This window comes from Streptomyces albireticuli, from assembly GCF_021228125.1.
In the GTDB taxonomy this organism is placed as follows: domain Bacteria; phylum Actinomycetota; class Actinomycetes; order Streptomycetales; family Streptomycetaceae; genus Streptomyces; species Streptomyces albireticuli.
The window spans coordinates 97010-112497 of the sequence record NZ_JAJQQS010000011.1; the positions used below are offsets into that span (position 1 = coordinate 97010).

General features: G+C 66.3%; 28 protein-coding genes. All 28 read right to left on the reverse strand.

All coding sequences use genetic code 11. From position 1 onward, the window contains the following. Nucleotides 1–62: 62 nt before the first annotated feature. The 28 genes from rplQ to rplD all read right to left on the reverse strand — a co-directional run bounded on the left by rplQ (nt 63) and on the right by rplD (nt 15485). Nucleotides 63–527, reverse strand: coding sequence for a 50S ribosomal protein L17 (rplQ, locus tag LUZ64_RS20675; RefSeq protein ID WP_087927579.1), 465 nt, complete (start codon nt 525–527; stop codon nt 63–65). A 165-nt stretch (nt 528–692) separates the two neighbouring features. Next, nucleotides 693–1715, reverse strand: coding sequence for a DNA-directed RNA polymerase subunit alpha (locus tag LUZ64_RS20680; RefSeq protein WP_004946635.1), 1023 nt, complete (start codon nt 1713–1715; stop codon nt 693–695). A gap of 145 nt (nt 1716–1860) precedes the next feature. Then, nucleotides 1861–2265 (reverse strand): 30S ribosomal protein S11, encoded by a 405-nt coding sequence (gene rpsK / locus LUZ64_RS20685; protein WP_003956432.1) that lies wholly within the window; start codon nt 2263–2265, stop codon nt 1861–1863. A 104-nt stretch (nt 2266–2369) separates the two neighbouring features. Next, on the reverse strand, nt 2370–2750 hold the full coding sequence (rpsM, locus tag LUZ64_RS20690) for a 30S ribosomal protein S13 (RefSeq protein ID WP_030368393.1): 381 nt from the start codon (nt 2748–2750) through the stop codon (nt 2370–2372). Between the two features lie 178 nt (nt 2751–2928). Beyond that, nucleotides 2929–3042, reverse strand: a complete 114-nt coding sequence (gene rpmJ / locus LUZ64_RS20695; protein WP_003956441.1) for a 50S ribosomal protein L36 — start codon at nt 3040–3042, stop codon at nt 2929–2931. Nucleotides 3043–3104: 62 nt separating this feature from the next. Next, complete coding sequence (gene infA / locus LUZ64_RS20700; protein ID WP_003956442.1) at nt 3105–3326, reverse strand: translation initiation factor IF-1; 222 nt, start codon at nt 3324–3326, stop codon at nt 3105–3107. A gap of 239 nt (nt 3327–3565) precedes the next feature. Next, nucleotides 3566–4402: a type I methionyl aminopeptidase gene (map, locus tag LUZ64_RS20705; RefSeq protein ID WP_095580679.1), complete on the reverse strand. Its 837-nt coding sequence runs from the start codon at nt 4400–4402 to the stop codon at nt 3566–3568. 201 nt (nt 4403–4603) lie between these two features. Then, nucleotides 4604–5263: an adenylate kinase gene (locus tag LUZ64_RS20710; protein ID WP_095580677.1), complete on the reverse strand. Its 660-nt coding sequence runs from the start codon at nt 5261–5263 to the stop codon at nt 4604–4606. After that, entirely contained in the window at nt 5263–6576 is a 1314-nt protein-coding gene (secY, locus tag LUZ64_RS20715; RefSeq protein ID WP_095580675.1) for a preprotein translocase subunit SecY, read from the reverse strand. The genes LUZ64_RS20710 and secY overlap by 1 nt, the downstream gene beginning before the upstream one ends. A 202-nt stretch (nt 6577–6778) precedes the next feature. Then, nucleotides 6779–7234: a 50S ribosomal protein L15 gene (gene rplO, locus LUZ64_RS20720; RefSeq protein ID WP_087927575.1), complete on the reverse strand. Its 456-nt coding sequence runs from the start codon at nt 7232–7234 to the stop codon at nt 6779–6781. A gap of 1 nt (nt 7235) precedes the next feature. Next, the gene (rpmD, locus tag LUZ64_RS20725; RefSeq protein WP_087927574.1) at nt 7236–7418 is read right to left on the reverse strand and encodes a 50S ribosomal protein L30; all 183 of its coding nucleotides are present in this window, start codon (nt 7416–7418) and stop codon (nt 7236–7238) included. Further along, a complete protein-coding gene (gene rpsE / locus LUZ64_RS20730) occupies nt 7418–8020 on the reverse strand; it encodes a 30S ribosomal protein S5 (protein WP_095580673.1) in 603 nt (200 codons plus the stop codon). The genes rpmD and rpsE overlap by 1 nt, the downstream gene beginning before the upstream one ends. 45 nt (nt 8021–8065) lie before the next feature. Continuing rightward, nucleotides 8066–8449 (reverse strand): 50S ribosomal protein L18, encoded by a 384-nt coding sequence (rplR, locus tag LUZ64_RS20735; protein ID WP_095580671.1) that lies wholly within the window; start codon nt 8447–8449, stop codon nt 8066–8068. Between the two features lie 3 nt (nt 8450–8452). Next, complete coding sequence (gene rplF / locus LUZ64_RS20740; RefSeq protein WP_095580669.1) at nt 8453–8992, reverse strand: 50S ribosomal protein L6; 540 nt, start codon at nt 8990–8992, stop codon at nt 8453–8455. A 22-nt stretch (nt 8993–9014) separates the two neighbouring features. After that, nucleotides 9015–9413, reverse strand: coding sequence for a 30S ribosomal protein S8 (rpsH, locus tag LUZ64_RS20745; RefSeq protein WP_087927570.1), 399 nt, complete (start codon nt 9411–9413; stop codon nt 9015–9017). Nucleotides 9414–9642: 229 nt separating this feature from the next. Then, a complete protein-coding gene (locus LUZ64_RS20750; protein WP_030368403.1) occupies nt 9643–9828 on the reverse strand; it encodes a type Z 30S ribosomal protein S14 in 186 nt (61 codons plus the stop codon). 5 nt (nt 9829–9833) lie between these two features. Then, nucleotides 9834–10394, reverse strand: coding sequence for a 50S ribosomal protein L5 (gene rplE / locus LUZ64_RS20755; protein ID WP_087927569.1), 561 nt, complete (start codon nt 10392–10394; stop codon nt 9834–9836). Further along, entirely contained in the window at nt 10394–10717 is a 324-nt protein-coding gene (rplX, locus tag LUZ64_RS20760; RefSeq protein WP_095580667.1) for a 50S ribosomal protein L24, read from the reverse strand. The genes rplE and rplX overlap by 1 nt, the downstream gene beginning before the upstream one ends. Before the next feature lie 3 nt (nt 10718–10720). Further along, nucleotides 10721–11089, reverse strand: a complete 369-nt coding sequence (gene rplN / locus LUZ64_RS20765; protein WP_087927567.1) for a 50S ribosomal protein L14 — start codon at nt 11087–11089, stop codon at nt 10721–10723. Between the two features lie 102 nt (nt 11090–11191). Then, complete coding sequence (gene rpsQ, locus LUZ64_RS20770) at nt 11192–11473, reverse strand: 30S ribosomal protein S17 (protein WP_087927566.1); 282 nt, start codon at nt 11471–11473, stop codon at nt 11192–11194. Beyond that, the gene (gene rpmC, locus LUZ64_RS20775; RefSeq protein ID WP_030368408.1) at nt 11473–11697 is read right to left on the reverse strand and encodes a 50S ribosomal protein L29; all 225 of its coding nucleotides are present in this window, start codon (nt 11695–11697) and stop codon (nt 11473–11475) included. The genes rpsQ and rpmC overlap by 1 nt, the downstream gene beginning before the upstream one ends. Beyond that, nucleotides 11697–12116 carry a 50S ribosomal protein L16 gene (rplP, locus tag LUZ64_RS20780; protein WP_087927565.1) on the reverse strand — a complete coding sequence of 140 codons (420 nt, stop codon included), beginning with the start codon at nt 12114–12116 and terminating at the stop codon, nt 11697–11699. Before rplP ends, rpmC begins: the two co-directional genes overlap by 1 nt. A gap of 5 nt (nt 12117–12121) precedes the next feature. Then, complete coding sequence (gene rpsC, locus LUZ64_RS20785; RefSeq protein ID WP_095580665.1) at nt 12122–12952, reverse strand: 30S ribosomal protein S3; 831 nt, start codon at nt 12950–12952, stop codon at nt 12122–12124. After that, nucleotides 12952–13299: a 50S ribosomal protein L22 gene (gene rplV, locus LUZ64_RS20790; protein WP_009997296.1), complete on the reverse strand. Its 348-nt coding sequence runs from the start codon at nt 13297–13299 to the stop codon at nt 12952–12954. Before rplV ends, rpsC begins: the two co-directional genes overlap by 1 nt. Nucleotides 13300–13341: 42 nt before the next feature. Then, a complete protein-coding gene (gene rpsS, locus LUZ64_RS20795; RefSeq protein ID WP_030368412.1) occupies nt 13342–13623 on the reverse strand; it encodes a 30S ribosomal protein S19 in 282 nt (93 codons plus the stop codon). Between the two features lie 12 nt (nt 13624–13635). After that, a complete protein-coding gene (gene rplB, locus LUZ64_RS20800; RefSeq protein WP_087927563.1) occupies nt 13636–14472 on the reverse strand; it encodes a 50S ribosomal protein L2 in 837 nt (278 codons plus the stop codon). 39 nt (nt 14473–14511) lie between these two features. After that, nucleotides 14512–14835 (reverse strand): 50S ribosomal protein L23, encoded by a 324-nt coding sequence (gene rplW / locus LUZ64_RS20805; RefSeq protein WP_058046827.1) that lies wholly within the window; start codon nt 14833–14835, stop codon nt 14512–14514. Beyond that, nucleotides 14835–15485 carry a 50S ribosomal protein L4 gene (gene rplD, locus LUZ64_RS20810; RefSeq protein ID WP_095580663.1) on the reverse strand — a complete coding sequence of 217 codons (651 nt, stop codon included), beginning with the start codon at nt 15483–15485 and terminating at the stop codon, nt 14835–14837. The genes rplW and rplD overlap by 1 nt, the downstream gene beginning before the upstream one ends. Between the last annotated feature and the right edge of the window lie 3 nt (nt 15486–15488).

Below are 15488 nucleotides of genomic sequence, written 5' to 3' on the forward strand. Positions count from 1 at the left end.
GCGGGACGGGCCCGCCCCCTCCAAAGAGGGAACGGACCCGTCCACTGCACGCATCAGATGCGTCAGGCGTCCTTGGACTCCTCGGCCGGAGCCTCGGCTGCGGCCTCGGACTCCTTGACCGCACGCTTGGTGGCGGCCTCGGCCTCGGCGACGGTCGCCTTCTTGGCGATCTCGCCCTCGACCAGCTCGATCACGGCCATCGGGGCGTTGTCGCCACGACGGTTGCCGATCTTGGTGATACGGGTGTAGCCACCCGGACGCTCGGCGAAGCGCGGGGCGATCTCGGTGAAGAGCACGTGGACGATGCTCTTGTCCGTGATCGTCTGCAGCACCTGGCGACGGTTGTGGATGTCGCCCTTCTTCGCCTTGGTGATCAGACGCTCGGCGACCGGACGAAGGCGACGGGCCTTGGCCTCGGTGGTCGTGATGCGGCCGTGCTCGAAGAGCGACTTGGCGAGGTTCGCCAGCATCAGCTTCTCGTGCGCGGCACCGCCGCCCAGACGGGCACCCTTGGTGGGACGCGGCATGGTGTTTCTCCTAGGTGTCTGCCCCGGCCGTATCAGGTACCGGGGTCAGTATCCGAGCGGGCGGTCGCCCGTCGGAGATCCGGACAAGCCCCCGAAGGGGGCGAGGCCGGAAGGGGCGCGGGGAACTGCGCGACAAGCCACAGCGCACCCGCACCCGGAGTCCGATCAGTACTGCTCGGTCTCCACAAAACCCGCGTCCGCGTCGTCGTCGGCGCCGAAGGCGTCCGCCGCGGCGGTCGGGTCGAATCCGGGCGGGCTGTCCTTGAGGGCCAGGCCCATGCCGGCCAGCTTCGCCTTGACCTCGTCGATCGACTTCGCACCGAAGTTGCGGATGTCGAGCAGGTCGGCCTCGGAGCGGGCGACGAGCTCACCCACGGAGTGGATGCCCTCGCGCTTGAGGCAGTTGTAGGACCGAACGGTGAGCTCGAGCTCCTCGATCGGCAGCGCCAGGTCGGCGGCAAGGGCGGCGTCCGTCGGGGACGGGCCCATGTCGATGCCCTCGGCGTCGATGTTGAGCTCGCGGGCCAGACCGAACAGCTCGACCAGGGTCTTACCGGCGGACGCCATGGCGTCGCGCGGGCGCATGGCCTGCTTGGTCTCGACGTCGACGATCAGCTTGTCGAAGTCGGTGCGCTGCTCGACTCGGGTCGCCTCGACCTTGTAGGTGACCTTGAGAACCGGCGAGTAGATGGAGTCGACCGGGATACGGCCGATCTCCTGGCCCACCTGCTTGTTCTGGACGGCGGAGACGTAGCCGCGACCGCGCTCGACGGTCAGCTCCATCTCCAGCTTGCCCTTGGCGTTCAGGGTCGCCAGGACCAGGTCGGGGTTGTGCACCTCGACGCCGGCCGGGGGGGCGATGTCAGCAGCGGTGACCAGGCCGGGGCCCTGCTTGCGCAGGTACATCACGACCGGCTCGTCGTGCTCCGAGGAGACGACCAGCTGCTTGATGTTGAGGATGAGGTCGGTGACGTCCTCCTTGACGCCCGGCACGGTGGTGAACTCGTGCAGGACACCGTCGATGCGGATGGACGTGACAGCCGCACCCGGGATCGAGGAGAGGAGCGTACGACGCAGGGAGTTGCCGAGGGTGTAGCCGAAGCCCGGCTCGAGCGGCTCGATCACGAACCGCGAGCGGAACTCGTCGACGACCTCTTCGGTCAGCGAGGGACGCTGAGCGATCAGCATGCGATGAATCCTTCAGTCATGGACACCCACTATTTGATGCCCTGAGGTACTACAAGGGTACGGGCGATACGGCCCCGAGGAGCCGTACCGCCCGTGTGCCGTACGAAGCGGCGCGAAGAACCAAGCGGGTCAGGGACCCGTCGGATCAGACGCGGCGGCGCTTCGGGGGACGGCAGCCGTTGTGCGGGGTCGGGGTGACGTCCTGGATGGAGCCAACCTCGAGGCCGGTCGCCTGGAGCGAACGGATGGCGGTCTCGCGACCGGAGCCCGGGCCCTTGACGAAGACGTCAACCTTGCGCATGCCGTGCTCCTGCGCGCGACGCGCGGCCGACTCGGCGGCCATCTGCGCGGCGAACGGGGTGGACTTGCGCGAGCCCTTGAAGCCGACGTGGCCGGCGGAGGCCCAGGAGATCACGTTGCCGGACGGGTCCGTGATCGAAACGATGGTGTTGTTGAACGTGCTCTTGATGTGAGCGTGCCCGTGGGCGACGTTCTTCTTTTCCTTGCGGCGCACCTTCTTGGCAGCGCCCTGACGTCCCTTGGGGGGCATGTCTGACTCCTGAATGGAGGGAGGTGGTCGGTCCTACAGCGAAGACCGCTGGAATGCGGGGCCCCGGGGAAAAACCCCCGAACCACCGCAGCGTCCGCTGAGGACTACTTCTTGCCCGGCTTCTTCTTGCCGGCGATGGCGCGACGCGGGCCCTTGCGGGTACGAGCGTTCGTGCTGGTGCGCTGACCGTGGACCGGCAGGCCACGACGGTGACGCAGACCCTGGTAGCAGCCGATCTCGACCTTGCGGCGGATGTCGGCCTGGATCTCGCGACGGAGGTCACCCTCGGTCTTGAGGTTGGCGTCCACGTACTCGCGGATCTTGACCAGGTCCTCTTCGGGAAGGTCACGAACGCGGGTGTTCGGGTTCACACCGGTGGCGGCGAGGGTCGCCTGCGACTGGGTGCGGCCGATGCCGAAGACGTAGGTGAGTGCAACCTCCACGCGCTTGTCGCGCGGGATGTCAACACCGGAAACGCGTGCCATTCAATGGCTCCAGATGTTCTCGGGGGTCTGACACAGAACCGATCCCGGCCGCCGTACTAGGTACGTTCCGGGTCCCCGGCCCCCGCCGGAGGTGTCGCCAGTGATCACTGGACGGGTTCTGCGTATGTACGTTTTTTGCTCGCGTCGCGCGAAGAAACTGCGGAGTGCAGGTTCTGCGTCAGCCCTGGCGCTGCTTGTGGCGCAGGTTGTCGCAGATGACCATGACCCGGCCGTGACGGCGGATCACCTTGCACTTGTCGCAGATCTTCTTGACGCTCGGCTTGACCTTCATGGGATGTCAGGTTCTCCGGGTCAGTGCCGCAGCCCCACGGGAACGAGGGGCGTCGACAAGATCTACTTGTAGCGGTAGACGATCCGGCCACGCGTCAGGTCGTAGGGAGACAGCTCCACGACGACCCGGTCATCCGGGAGGATACGGATGTAGTGCATCCGCATCTTGCCGCTGATGTGCGCGAGGACCTTGTGACCGTTCTGGAGCTCCACCTTGAACATCGCGTTCGGCAGAGACTCGATCACGGTGCCCTCGATCTCGATGGCACCTTGCTTCTTGGCCACGCTTCGCCTTTCGAATCGGCTACCTTGATCAACTCTCGTGCTGCACTGTCCACCGTGAAGAAATGACACGCGGGCATGCGGATACACGAGAGCCGACGCGTCAGTCTACGTCAGGGCAACCCGAAAGACTAATCCAGGGGTGACTGCCCAGCCGCGTTGATCCTTACGCCGACGGGCCCGGCGTGGCGCCCGGCCGTGTCGGGGGCCGGGGCCGGGGCCCGGGGCCCGGGGCCCGGCGATCAGGCCAGCGGGTCCGGCGCCGCCGTCACGCCGTACTCCGCCAGCTTCGCCTTGCCGCCGTCGACCGCGGTCAGGACCAGCGGGCCCTCCTCCGTCAGGGCGACGGAGTGCTCCCAGTGGGAGGACCAGGTCTTGTCGTCCGTGAGGACCGTCCAGTCGTCGGCCAGGACGTGCGTGCGCGCCGTGCCGAGGCTGACCATGGGCTCGATGGCGATGCAGAAGCCGGGGATCAGCTTGGGGCCCTTGCCGCGCTTGCGCGAGACGTAGTTCAGCAGGTGCGGGTCCATGTGCATCTCGGAGCCGATGCCGTGCCCGCCGTAGTCCTCGATGATCCCGTACTTCCCCGACGCGGGGCGGGGCTGGCGGCGGATGTAGCCCTCGATGGCCTTGGAGATGTCCACCAGGCGGTTGCCGTTCCTCACGGCGGCGATGCCGGCCCACATCGACTCCTCGGTCACCCGGGAGAGCTCGATCAGCTCCGGAGCGTGACCGGTGCCCACGAAGGCCGTGAAGGCCGCGTCGCCGTGCCAGCCGTCGATGATGGCGCCGGCGTCGATGGAGATGATGTCGCCGTCCTTGAGGACGGTCTTCGTGTCCGGGATGCCGTGGACCACGACCTCGTTCACCGAGGTGCAGATCGTGGCGGGGAAGCCGCCGTACCCGAGGAAGTTCGACTTCGCGCCGTGCTCGGCCAGCACCTTGCGGGCGACCTCGTCCAGATCCTTGGTGGTGGCCCCCGGCACGGCCGCCTCACGGGTGGCCGCGTGGATGGCGGCGACGACCAGCCCCGCCTCGCGCATCTTCGCGATCTGGTCCGGGGTCTTGATCTCGACCATATGGGCGCCTTCCTTGGTATCGCGACGGTGCCGCGCGCGTCCGCTTCCGTGCCGCTCGGGACCCCTCGGGCCCCGCGGGCCCCTGGGCCGCTCGGCCCCCGGAGGCGCTGCCGCTGCCGCTGCTTGCTGTTCGACCACCAACACTACGGCCGCGGTACCCCGAGGGGCACCGCGGCCGTGGAGAAGCCGTCGATCAGGCGGTCAGGAGGCGCTCTCGCGCTCCAGCGCGGCCATCGCGCGCTCCGTGACCTCGCCGACCTTGCCGAGCGCGGAGATCGTCACCACGAGGCCCTGGGCCTTGTAGTAGTCGATGATCGGCTCGGTCTCGGTGTGGTAGACCTCGAGTCGCTTGCGGACGGTGTCTTCCCGGTCGTCCTCGCGCTGGTACAGCTCGCCGCCGCAGGTGTCGCAGACGCCCTCGGTCTTCGGCGGGTTGTAGATCGCGTGGAAGATGTGGCTGCTGTCCTTGCGGCACATCCGGCGGCCGGCGATCCGCTTGACCACCTCGTCCTCCGGGACCTCCAGGTCCAGGACGCCGTCGAGGCGCAGGCCCTCGCCCTTGAGGAACTCGTCCAGCGCCTCGGCCTGGGCCAGGTTGCGCGGGAAGCCGTCCAGCAGGAAGCCGCCCTCGGCGTCGGACTGCTGCATGCGGTCCTTGGCCATGCCGATGGTGACCTCGTCCGGCACCAGCTGGCCGGCGCGCATGTACTCCTGCGCCTTGCGGCCGAGCGGCGTGTCCTGGCTGATGTTCGCCCGGAAGAGGTCGCCCGTCGAGATGTGCGGGATCGCGAGATTCTTGGCGAGGTACGCGGCCTGCGTACCCTTGCCGGCGCCGGGAGGCCCGACGAGGACGATTCGCATCAGCGGAGGAACCCTTCGTAGTTGCGCTGCTGAAGCTGGCTCTCGATCTGCTTCACAGTCTCCAGACCGACACCCACGATGATCAGGATGCTGGTTCCCCCGAACGGGAAGTTCTGGTTCGCGTTGAGTGTGACCAGTGCCACGGTGGGCACCAGGGCGATCAGCCCCAGGTAGAGAGACCCCGGCCACGTGATGCGGTTCAGCACGTAGCTCAGGTACTCCGCGGTGGGACGACCGGCCCGGATGCCCGGAATGAACCCACCATACTTCTTCATGTTGTCGGCAACTTCTTCGGGGTTGAAGGAGATGGCGACGTAGAAGAAGGCGAAGAAGACGATCAGCAGGAAGTAGGTGACCATGTAGATCGGGTGGTCACCCTTGACGAGATTGGCGTTGACCCAGTTCGCCCAGCCGGACTTGGAGCCGGTGAACTGGACGAGCAGCGCCGGGATGTAGAGCAGCGACGAGGCGAAGATGACCGGGATCACGCCCGCCTGGTTGACCTTGAGCGGGATGTAGGTCGACGTACCGCCGTAGGAACGGCGGCCGATCATGCGCTTGGCGTACTGCACCGGGATCCGCCGCTGGGCCTGCTCCACGAAGACCACCAGCGCGACCATGGCCAGACCGCAGATGATGACCAGCGCGAACTCCAGCCAGCCACCCATCAGCTTGCCCTGGAGCTTGATGCCCCACAGGCCGCTGGGGAAGGTCGCGGCGATCGACGTGAACATCAGGATCGACATGCCGTTGCCGATGCCGCGGTCGGTGATGAGCTCACCGAGCCACATGATCAGCGCGGTACCCGCGGTCATGGTGATGACCATGGTGGCGGTGGTGAAGATCGACTGGTTGGGGACGATCTGGTTGCCGACCGTGCAGTTGCCGAAGAGGGCGCCGCTACGGGCGGTGGCCACCAGGCCGGTGCCCTGGAGGATGGCGAGCGCGACGGTCAGATAACGCGTGTACTGCGTGATCTTCGCCTGGCCCGACTGTCCCTCCTTCTTGAGGGCTTCCAGCCGTGGGATGACGACGGTGAGCAGCTGGAGGATGATGCTCGCCGTGATGTAGGGCATGATCCCGAGCGCGAAGATCGTGATCTGCAGCAGCGCGCCACCGCTGAACATGTTCACGAGGCCGAAGAGGCCCAGACCACTCTTGGCCTGATCCATGCACGTCTGGACGTTCTGGTAGTCAACACCCGGGACCGGTACATGAGCACCGAGCCGGAAGAGCACCATGATGCCGAGCGTGAACAGCAGCTTCTTGCGCAGGTCGGGCGTCTTGAACGCTCGGGCGAACGCGGTGAGCACGGTGCCTCCTGCGCCTCTCACGCAGCTACGCGAGAGGTGACGGTCTTGAGGATCGACGAATACATATCAGTCAAAATCCGCACGGACAGGGCCCGTGCGGAGGTTAACAGTGCACGCCACCTTACCGGCGACCGTGCCCCCCTAGGAACGACCAACCGGGGATGCCCCTTTTGGGACATCCCCGGTAGTCGGTTCACCGAGCTCAGACGAGCTCGGTGACGGTGCCGCCAGCGGCGACGATCTTCTCCTTGGCGGAGCCGGAGACGGCGTCAACCGAAACCTGCAGCGCCACGGAGACCTCGCCCTGGCCCAGGACCTTGACGAGCTGGTTCTTGCGAACCGCACCCTTGGCGACCAGGTCGGCCACCGTGACCTCGCCACCCTGCGGGTAGAGCGCGGCCAGCTTGTCCAGGTTCACGACCTGGAACTCGGTACGGAACGGGTTCTTGAAGCCCTTGAGCTTCGGGAGACGCATGTGGAGGGGCATCTGCCCACCCTCGAAGCGCTCCGGAACCTGGTAACGGGCCTTGGTGCCCTTGGTACCACGACCGGCGGTCTTACCCTTGGACGCCTCACCACGACCCACACGGGTCTTGGCGGTCTTGGCGCCCGGGGCGGGCCGGAGGTTGTGGACCTTCAGCGGGTTCTGCTCCGCCATGTCAGTCGACCTCCTCAACCGTCACGAGGTGGCGGACGGTCTGCACCATGCCGCGGATCTCGGGACGGTCCTCCTTGACAACCACGTCGTTCAGGCGCTTGAGCCCGAGCGAACGCAGGGTGTCGCGGTGGTTCTGCTTGCTACCGATGTAGGACTTGACCTGCGTGACCTTGAGGCGAGCCATTACGCACCCGCCCCTGCACGCGCCCGCAGCAGAGCGGCGGGGGCGACGTCCTCCAGCGGCAGACCACGACGGGCGGCGATCTCCTCGGGACGCTGAAGCCCCTTGAGCGCTGCCACCGTGGCGTGCACGATGTTGATCGGGTTCGACGAACCGAGCGACTTCGACAGGATGTCGTGAACGCCGGCGCACTCGAGGACCGCGCGGACCGGGCCACCGGCGATAACACCGGTACCGGGGGACGCGGGCTTGAGCAGGACGACGCCCGCCGCTTCCTCACCCTGGATCGGGTGGGGGATGGTGCCCTGGATACGCGGGACCTTGAAGAAGCTCTTCTTGGCCTCTTCGACGCCCTTGGCGATGGCCGCGGGAACTTCCTTGGCCTTGCCGTAACCGACACCTACGGTGCCGTCACCGTCGCCCACCACGACCAGCGCGGTGAAGCTGAAACGACGACCACCCTTGACAACCTTGGCGACGCGGTTGATCGCGACAACGCGCTCAACGTACGCGGTCTTCTCGGCGGCAGCGCCACCGTCGCGACCCTTCCGGTCCCGCCGCTCGCCGCCACCGGCACCGCTTCCGCGGCGCTGGGGTCCAGCCATTGGATTACCTCTCTCTGTTACGTCCGCTAGCTCCGGAACCGGGGCTTAGAACTTCAGCCCGGCTTCGCGGGCGGCGTCCGCCAGAGCGGCAATGCGCCCGGCGTACTGGTTGCCACCGCGGTCGAACACGACGGCCTCGACGCCGGCGGCCTTGGCGCGCTCGGCAACCAGGGCACCGACCTTCTTGGCCTGGGCGCTCTTGTCGCCCTCGCCACCGCGGATCGACGCGTCCAGGGTCGACGCCGAAGCAAGGGTGTGGCCCTTGAGGTCGTCGATGACCTGAGCGGTGATACCGCGGTTGGAGCGCGTCACGACGAGGCGCGGACGCTCGGCCGTACCCGACATGTTCTTGCGGATGCGGATGTGGCGGCGCTGCTTGGCGGCGCGCTTGTACGCGTCACCCTTGGCGATCTTTACACCGTATGCCATGGCTTACTTACCCGCCTTTCCGACCTTGCGGCGGATGACCTCACCCGCGTACTTCACGCCCTTGGCCTTGTAGGGGTCGGGCTTGCGAAGCTTGCGGATGTTGGCGGCGACCTCGCCGACCTTCTGCTTGTCGATGCCCTCGACGCTGAGCTTCGTCGGGGACTCCACCTTGAAGGTGATGCCCTCGGGGGCCTCGATCAGGATCGGGTGGCTGTAGCCCAGGGCGAACTCCAGGTTGGAGCCCTTCGCCTGGACGCGGTAACCGACACCGCTGATCTCAAGAGCCTTGCTGTAGCCCGCGGTCACGCCGGTGATCATGTTCGCCACCAGCGTGCGGGACAGGCCGTGCAGGGCCTTGTTCTGACGCTCGTCGTTCGGACGGGTGACGACAAGGGTGCCGTCCTCCGCCTTAGCGATCTCGATGGGCGCGGCAACGGCGTGCGTGAGGGAGCCCTTGGGACCCTTCACGTGGACCGTACGGCCATCGATGGTGACGTCCACACCAGCGGGAACCTGGATGGGCAGCCGTCCAATACGCGACATTGGCTATTCCTCCGTTCCCTGGTTACCAGACGTAGGCGAGGACTTCCCCACCCACGCCCTTCTTGCTGGCCTGCTGGCCGGTCAGGAGACCGTGGGACGTGGAGATGATCGCCACGCCCAGGCCGCCGAGGACCTTCGGCAGGTTGGTGGACTTTGCGTAGACCCGCAGGCCCGGCTTCGAAATACGCTTGATGCCGGCGATCGAGCGCTCGCGGTTCGGGCCGAACTTCAGCTCGAGGGTCAGGGACTTGCCGACCTCGGCGTCCTCGACCTTCCAGCCGGTGATGTAGCCCTCCTGCTGGAGGATCTCCGCGATGTGCGACTTGATCTTGCTGTGCGGCATCGACACGGAGTCGTGGTATGCCGAGTTAGCGTTTCGCAGACGCGTCAGCATGTCTGCGATCGGATCGGTCATGGTCATGTTTGGCCTTCGGCCTCTCTCGCCGTGGTTTCCTATCTGCGCCATCCCTCTCCCCGAGCTGTGTCGGAGCGGGTGCGGCGCGGGGACCTACGGCGTAGTAAGACGGTCATGGGCGGCGGGCGCCCAACCCTTCCACTCTACGCGAGCGCGAACGCCACGCGTGGAGATCGGGTCGGGCGACCGCCGTCCAGGATGCTTACCGAGAGCCCTGGTCAACCCAAGTGGGTTGTTACCAGGAGCTCTTGGTCACGCCCGGCAGCTCGCCACGGTGAGCCATCTCACGAAGGCACACGCGGCAGAGGCCGAACTTGCGGTACACGGAGTGCGGACGGCCGCAGCGCTGGCAGCGGGTGTACGCGCGCACACCGAACTTGGGCTTGCGGGCAGCCTTGGCAATCAGAGACTTCTTCGCCATCTCGGTCACGCCTCCTTGAAGGGGAAGCCGAGGTGACGGAGGAGGGCGCGGCCCTCGTCGTCGTTGGTCGCCGTGGTGACCACGGTGATGTCCATACCCCGGACGCGGTCGATCTTGTCCTGGTCGATCTCGTGGAACATGACCTGCTCCGTGAGACCGAAGGTGTAGTTGCCCCGACCGTCGAACTGCTTCGGGGACAGACCACGGAAGTCGCGGATGCGCGGCAGCGCGAGCGACAGGGTGCGGTCCAGGAACTCCCACATGCGGTCACCGCGGAGGGTGACGTGGGCACCGATCGGCTGGCCCTCACGCAGCTTGAACTGCGCGATGGACTTGCGAGCCTTGGTGACCGCGGGCTTCTGGCCGGTGATCGTGGTGAGGTCGCGGATGGCGCCCTCGATCAGCTTGGAGTCGCGGGCGGCGTCGCCCACACCCATGTTGACCACGATCTTGGTCAGACCCGGAACCTGCATGATGTTCTCGTAGGAGAACTCCTCACGCAGCTTGCCGATGATCTCTTCGCGGTAGCGCAGCTTGAGACGCGGCGCGTTGGTGGTGGCAGTCATCAGATGTCCTCACCGGTGCGCTTGGCAACGCGGATCTTGTTGCCCTCGTCGTCGAAGCGGTAACCGACACGAGTGACAACCTTGTTGCCGTCCTTCTCCACAACCAGCTGAACGTTGCTGACGTGGATGGGGGCCTCGGTCGTGACGATGCCGCCGGTCTTGGAACCACGGGCCGTCTGACCGGCCTTGGTGTGCTTCTTGACCCGGTTGACACCCTCGACGAGGACACGGTCCTGAGCCGGGTAGGCCACGATGACCTTGCCCTGCTTGCCCTTGTCCTTACCGGTGATGACCTGAACCAGGTCGCCCTTCTTGATCTTCATCGGTTACAGCACCTCCGGCGCGAGCGAGACGATCTTCATGAACTTCTTCTCGCGCAGCTCTCGGCCCACGGGGCCGAAGATACGGGTGCCGCGGGGGTCACCGTCGTTCTTGAGGATGACGGCCGCGTTCTCGTCGAAGCGGATGTACGAGCCGTCGGGACGGCGGCGCTCCTTGACGGTGCGAACGATGACGGCCTTGACGACGTCACCCTTCTTCACGTTGCCACCGGGGATCGCATCCTTGACGGTGGCGACGATGACGTCACCGATGCCCGCGTAGCGGCGACCCGAACCACCGAGAACACGGATGCAAAGGATCTCCTTGGCACCAGTGTTGTCGGCGACCCGAAGTCGCGACTCCTGCTGGATCACGTCTATCTCCTGATCGTCTGCCGGTTCCCGGCGGGGGCCTCACCGAGGTGGGGCCCCACGCCGAGCCTGGCGGAACTTATCTGAGGGAAACCCCCTCAGAAATTACTTGGCCTTCTCGAGGATCTCGACGATGCGCCAGCGCTTGCTGGACGACAGCGGACGCGTCTCCATGATGAGGACGCGGTCGCCGACGCCGGCAGCGTTCTGCTCGTCGTGCGCCTTGAGCTTGTTCGTACGGCGGATGACCTTGCCGTACAGCGCGTGCTTGACACGGTCCTCGACGGCGACGACGACGGTCTTGTCCATCTTGTCGCTGACGACGAGACCCTCACGGGTCTTGCGGAAGCCGCGCTCGTTCGTCTCAGTCACATTCTTCTCGCTCATCAGGCGCTCTCCACCGTCTCGATGCCGAGCTCGCGCTCGCGCATCAGGGTGTAGATCCGGGCGATGTCCTTACGGACGGACTTGAGCCGACCGTGGTTCTCGAGCTGTCCGGTCGCCGCCTGGAAGCGGAGGTTGAACAGCTCTTCCTTGGCCTCACGGAGCTTCGCGACGAGGTCCTCGTCGTTCAGCTCACGCAGCTCGGTCGCCTTGATACCAGCGGCCATCACGACTCACCTGCCTCGCGCCGAACAATGCGGCACTTCATCGGAAGCTTGTGCGCGGCGCGGGTCAGCGCCTCACGAGCAACCTTTTCGTTCGGGAAGGACAGCTCGAACATCACCCGACCGGGCTTGACGTTCGCGATCCACCACTCGGGGGAACCCTTACCGGAACCCATGCGGGTCTCGGCCGGCTTCTTCGTGAGCGGACGGTCCGGGTAGATGTTGATCCAGACCTTGCCGCCACGCTTGATGTGACGGGTCATGGCGATACGAGCGGACTCGATCTGCCGGTTCGTCACGTAGGCCGGGGTAAGAGCCTGGATGCCGTACTCACCGAAAGCGAGCTCGGTGCCACCCTTGGCCATGCCAGAGCGCTTGGGGTGGTGCTGCTTGCGGTGCTTGACCCTGCGAGGGATCAGCATGTCGGTCAGGCCTCCGTTCCGGTGGACTCGGCCGGAGCAGCGGCAGCGGCCTCGGCCTTGGGGGCCTCGGCAGCGGCGTTCTGCTGCGGCTTGCGGCCGCGGCCGCCACGCTCGCCACCACGACCGCCACGGGCCGGGCGGTCCTGGGCGCCACCACGCGACGGGCGGTTGCCCGCACGGGCGGCGGCGTTCTCGGCGCGGACCTCGGCGATGTTCTTGACGTCGCCCTTGTAGATCCACACCTTGACGCCGATGCGACCGAAGGTCGTCTTGGCCTCGAAGAAGCCGTAGTCGACGTTGGCGCGCAGCGTGTGCAGGGGCACACGGCCCTCGCGGTAGAACTCAGAGCGGGACATCTCGGCACCGCCGAGACGACCACCACACTGGATCTTGATGCCCTTGGCGCCGGCCTTCATCGTCGACTGCATGCTCTTACGCATGGCGCGACGGAAGGAGACGCGGGAGGACAGCTGCTCGGCGACGGCCTGGGCCACCAGCTGAGCGTCCACCTCGGGGTTCTTGACCTCGAGGATGTTCAGCTGAACCTGCTTGCCGGTCAGCTTCTCCAGCTCGCCGCGGATGCGGTCCGCCTCGGCGCCGCGGCGGCCGATGACGATGCCCGGACGAGCGGTGTGGATGTCAACGCGGACGCGGTCGCGGGTGCGCTCGATCTCAACCTTCGAGATACCGGCGCGCTCCATGCCCTTCGTCATCATGCGACGAATGGCGACGTCTTCCTTGACGTAGTCCTTGTACAGCTTGTCGGCGTACCAGCGCGACTTGAAGTCGGTGGTGATGCCGAGCCGGAACCCGTGCGGGTTAACCTTCTGGCCCATTACCGGGTTCCTTCCTTGCTGCTGACGACCACGGTGATGTGGCTGGTCCGCTTACGGATCCGGTAGGCACGGCCCTGGGCACGCGGACGGAACCGCTTCAGGGTCGGGCCCTCGTCCACGTACGCCTCGCTGATGACCAGCGTGGAGGCGTCGGTGTGGTCGTAGTTGTGTGCAGCGTTGGCGATGGCGCTGTCCAGCACCTTGCCAACCGGCACGCTCGCGGCCTGCGGGGCGAAGCGCAGGACCGCCTGAGCCTCCGTGGCATCCATGCCACGGATGAGGTCCACCACGCGGCGGGCCTTCATGGGCGTGACGCGGATGTACCGCGCCTGGGCCCTGGCTTCCATGGTTGTCCCTTCGGTGTCAGTCATAGTCGTTCACACCCCGCCTTAGCGGCGCTTCGACTTGCGGTCGTCCTTGACGTGGCCGCGGAAGGTGCGGGTCGGCGAGAACTCGCCGAGCTTGTGGCCGACCATCGACTCGGTGACGAACACCGGGACGTGCGTCTTGCCGTTGTGCACCGCGAGCGTGTGGCCGAGCATGGCCGGCACGATCATGGAGCGACGGGACCAGGTCTTGATGACGTTCTTGGTGCCGGCTTCGTTCTGGGCGTCCACCTTCTTGATGAGGTGGTCGTCGACGAAGGGCCCCTTCTTGAGACTACGCGGCATCTAAACCCGCTCCTAGCGCTTCTTGTTCGTCTTGCGGCGGCGGACGATGTACTTGTTGCTCGCCTTCTTGGGAGAACGAGTACGACCCTCCTTCTGACCCCACGGGGAGACCGGGTGGCGACCACCGGAGGTCTTACCCTCACCACCACCGTGCGGGTGGTCGACCGGGTTCATCGCGACACCGCGGACGGTCGGGCGAACGCCCTTCCAGCGCATGCGGCCGGCCTTGCCCCAGTTGATGTTCGACTGCTCGGCGTTGCCGACCTCGCCGACCGTGGCGCGGCAGCGGACGTCGACCAGGCGGACCTCACCGGACGGCATGCGCAGGTGGGCGTACTGGCCCTCCTTCGCCAGCAGCTGCACGGACGAACCGGCGGAGCGGGCGAACTTGGCGCCACCACCGGGACGGAGCTCGATCGCGTGGATCGTGGTACCGACCGGGATGTTGCGGAGCGGGAGGTTGTTGCCCGGCTTGATGTCGGCCGTGGGGCCGTTCTCAATCCGGTCACCCTGGCTCAGCTTGGCCGGGGCGATGATGTAGCGCTTCTCGCCGTCTGCGTAGTGCAGAAGCGCGATGCGCGCGGTGCGGTTCGGGTCGTACTCGATGTGAGCGACCTTGGCCGGCACGCCGTCCTTGTCGTGACGACGGAAGTCGATCACGCGGTAGGCGCGCTTGTGGCCACCACCCTGGTGGCGAACGGTCACACGACCGGCGTTGTTACGGCCGCCCTTGCTGTGCAGCGGGCGGACCAGCGACTTCTCCGGCGTGGACCGCGTGATCTCGACAAAGTCGGCGACGCTGGAGCCACGACGGCCCGGGGTCGTCGGCTTGTACTTGCGGATACCCATTTCTCAGTCCTCGTCCGATTCCGGACGACTCGGACTCCGTTAGGAGACCGGGCCGCCGAAGATGTCGATACGGTCGCCCTCGGCGAGGGTCACGATGGCGCGCTTGGTGTTGGCGCGCTTGCCGAAACCGGTCTTGGTGCGCTTGCGCTTACCCTGACGGTTGATCGTGTTGACCCCGGTGACCTTGACCGAGAAGACCGCCTCGACGGCCTGCTTGATCTGGGTCTTGTTGGCGCGCGGGTCGACGATGAACGTGTACTTGTTCTCGTCCAGCAGCGCGTAGCTCTTCTCGGAGACGACCGGCTTGACCAGAAGGTCGCGCGGGTCCGAGAAGGTCTTGCTGGTGACGACGGCCTCAGTCATCAGGCCTCGCTCCCTTCGGTCTCAACGGCCTTGGGGCCAGACACGAAGGACTCGAAGGCGGCCTGGGTGAAGACCACGTCGTCCGAGACGAGCACGTCGTACGTGTTCAGCTGGCCCGGCTCCAGGATGTGCACCTGGGGCAGGTTGCGGGCGGACAGCCACGCGGCCTCGTTGGAGCGCTCGGCGACCAGGAGCACGTTCTTGCGCTCGGAGATCTTGCCGAACAGGCTCTTCGCGGCCTTGGTGGACACCGCACCCTCGACCACGTCGGTGACGACGTGGATGCGGGAGTGACGCGCGCGGTCCGAGAGGGCACCACGCAGGGCGGCGGCCTTCATCTTCTTCGGGGTGCGCTGCGAGTAGTCACGCGGCACGGGACCGTGCACGACGCCACCACCGGCGAACTGCGGCGCGCGGGTCGAACCCTGACGGGCGCGACCGGTGCCCTTCTGGCGGTACGGCTTCTTGCCACCGCCGCGGACCTCGCCACGGGTCTTGGTCTTGTGCGTGCCCTGACGGGCAGCGGCCAGCTGCGCGACGACGACCTGGTGGATCAGCGGAACGCTGACCTTCGCGTCGAAGATCTCCGTGGGGAGCTCGACGGTCCCGGCCTTGTCGCCTGCCGGCGAAAGGATGTCAATGGTGCTCATCGT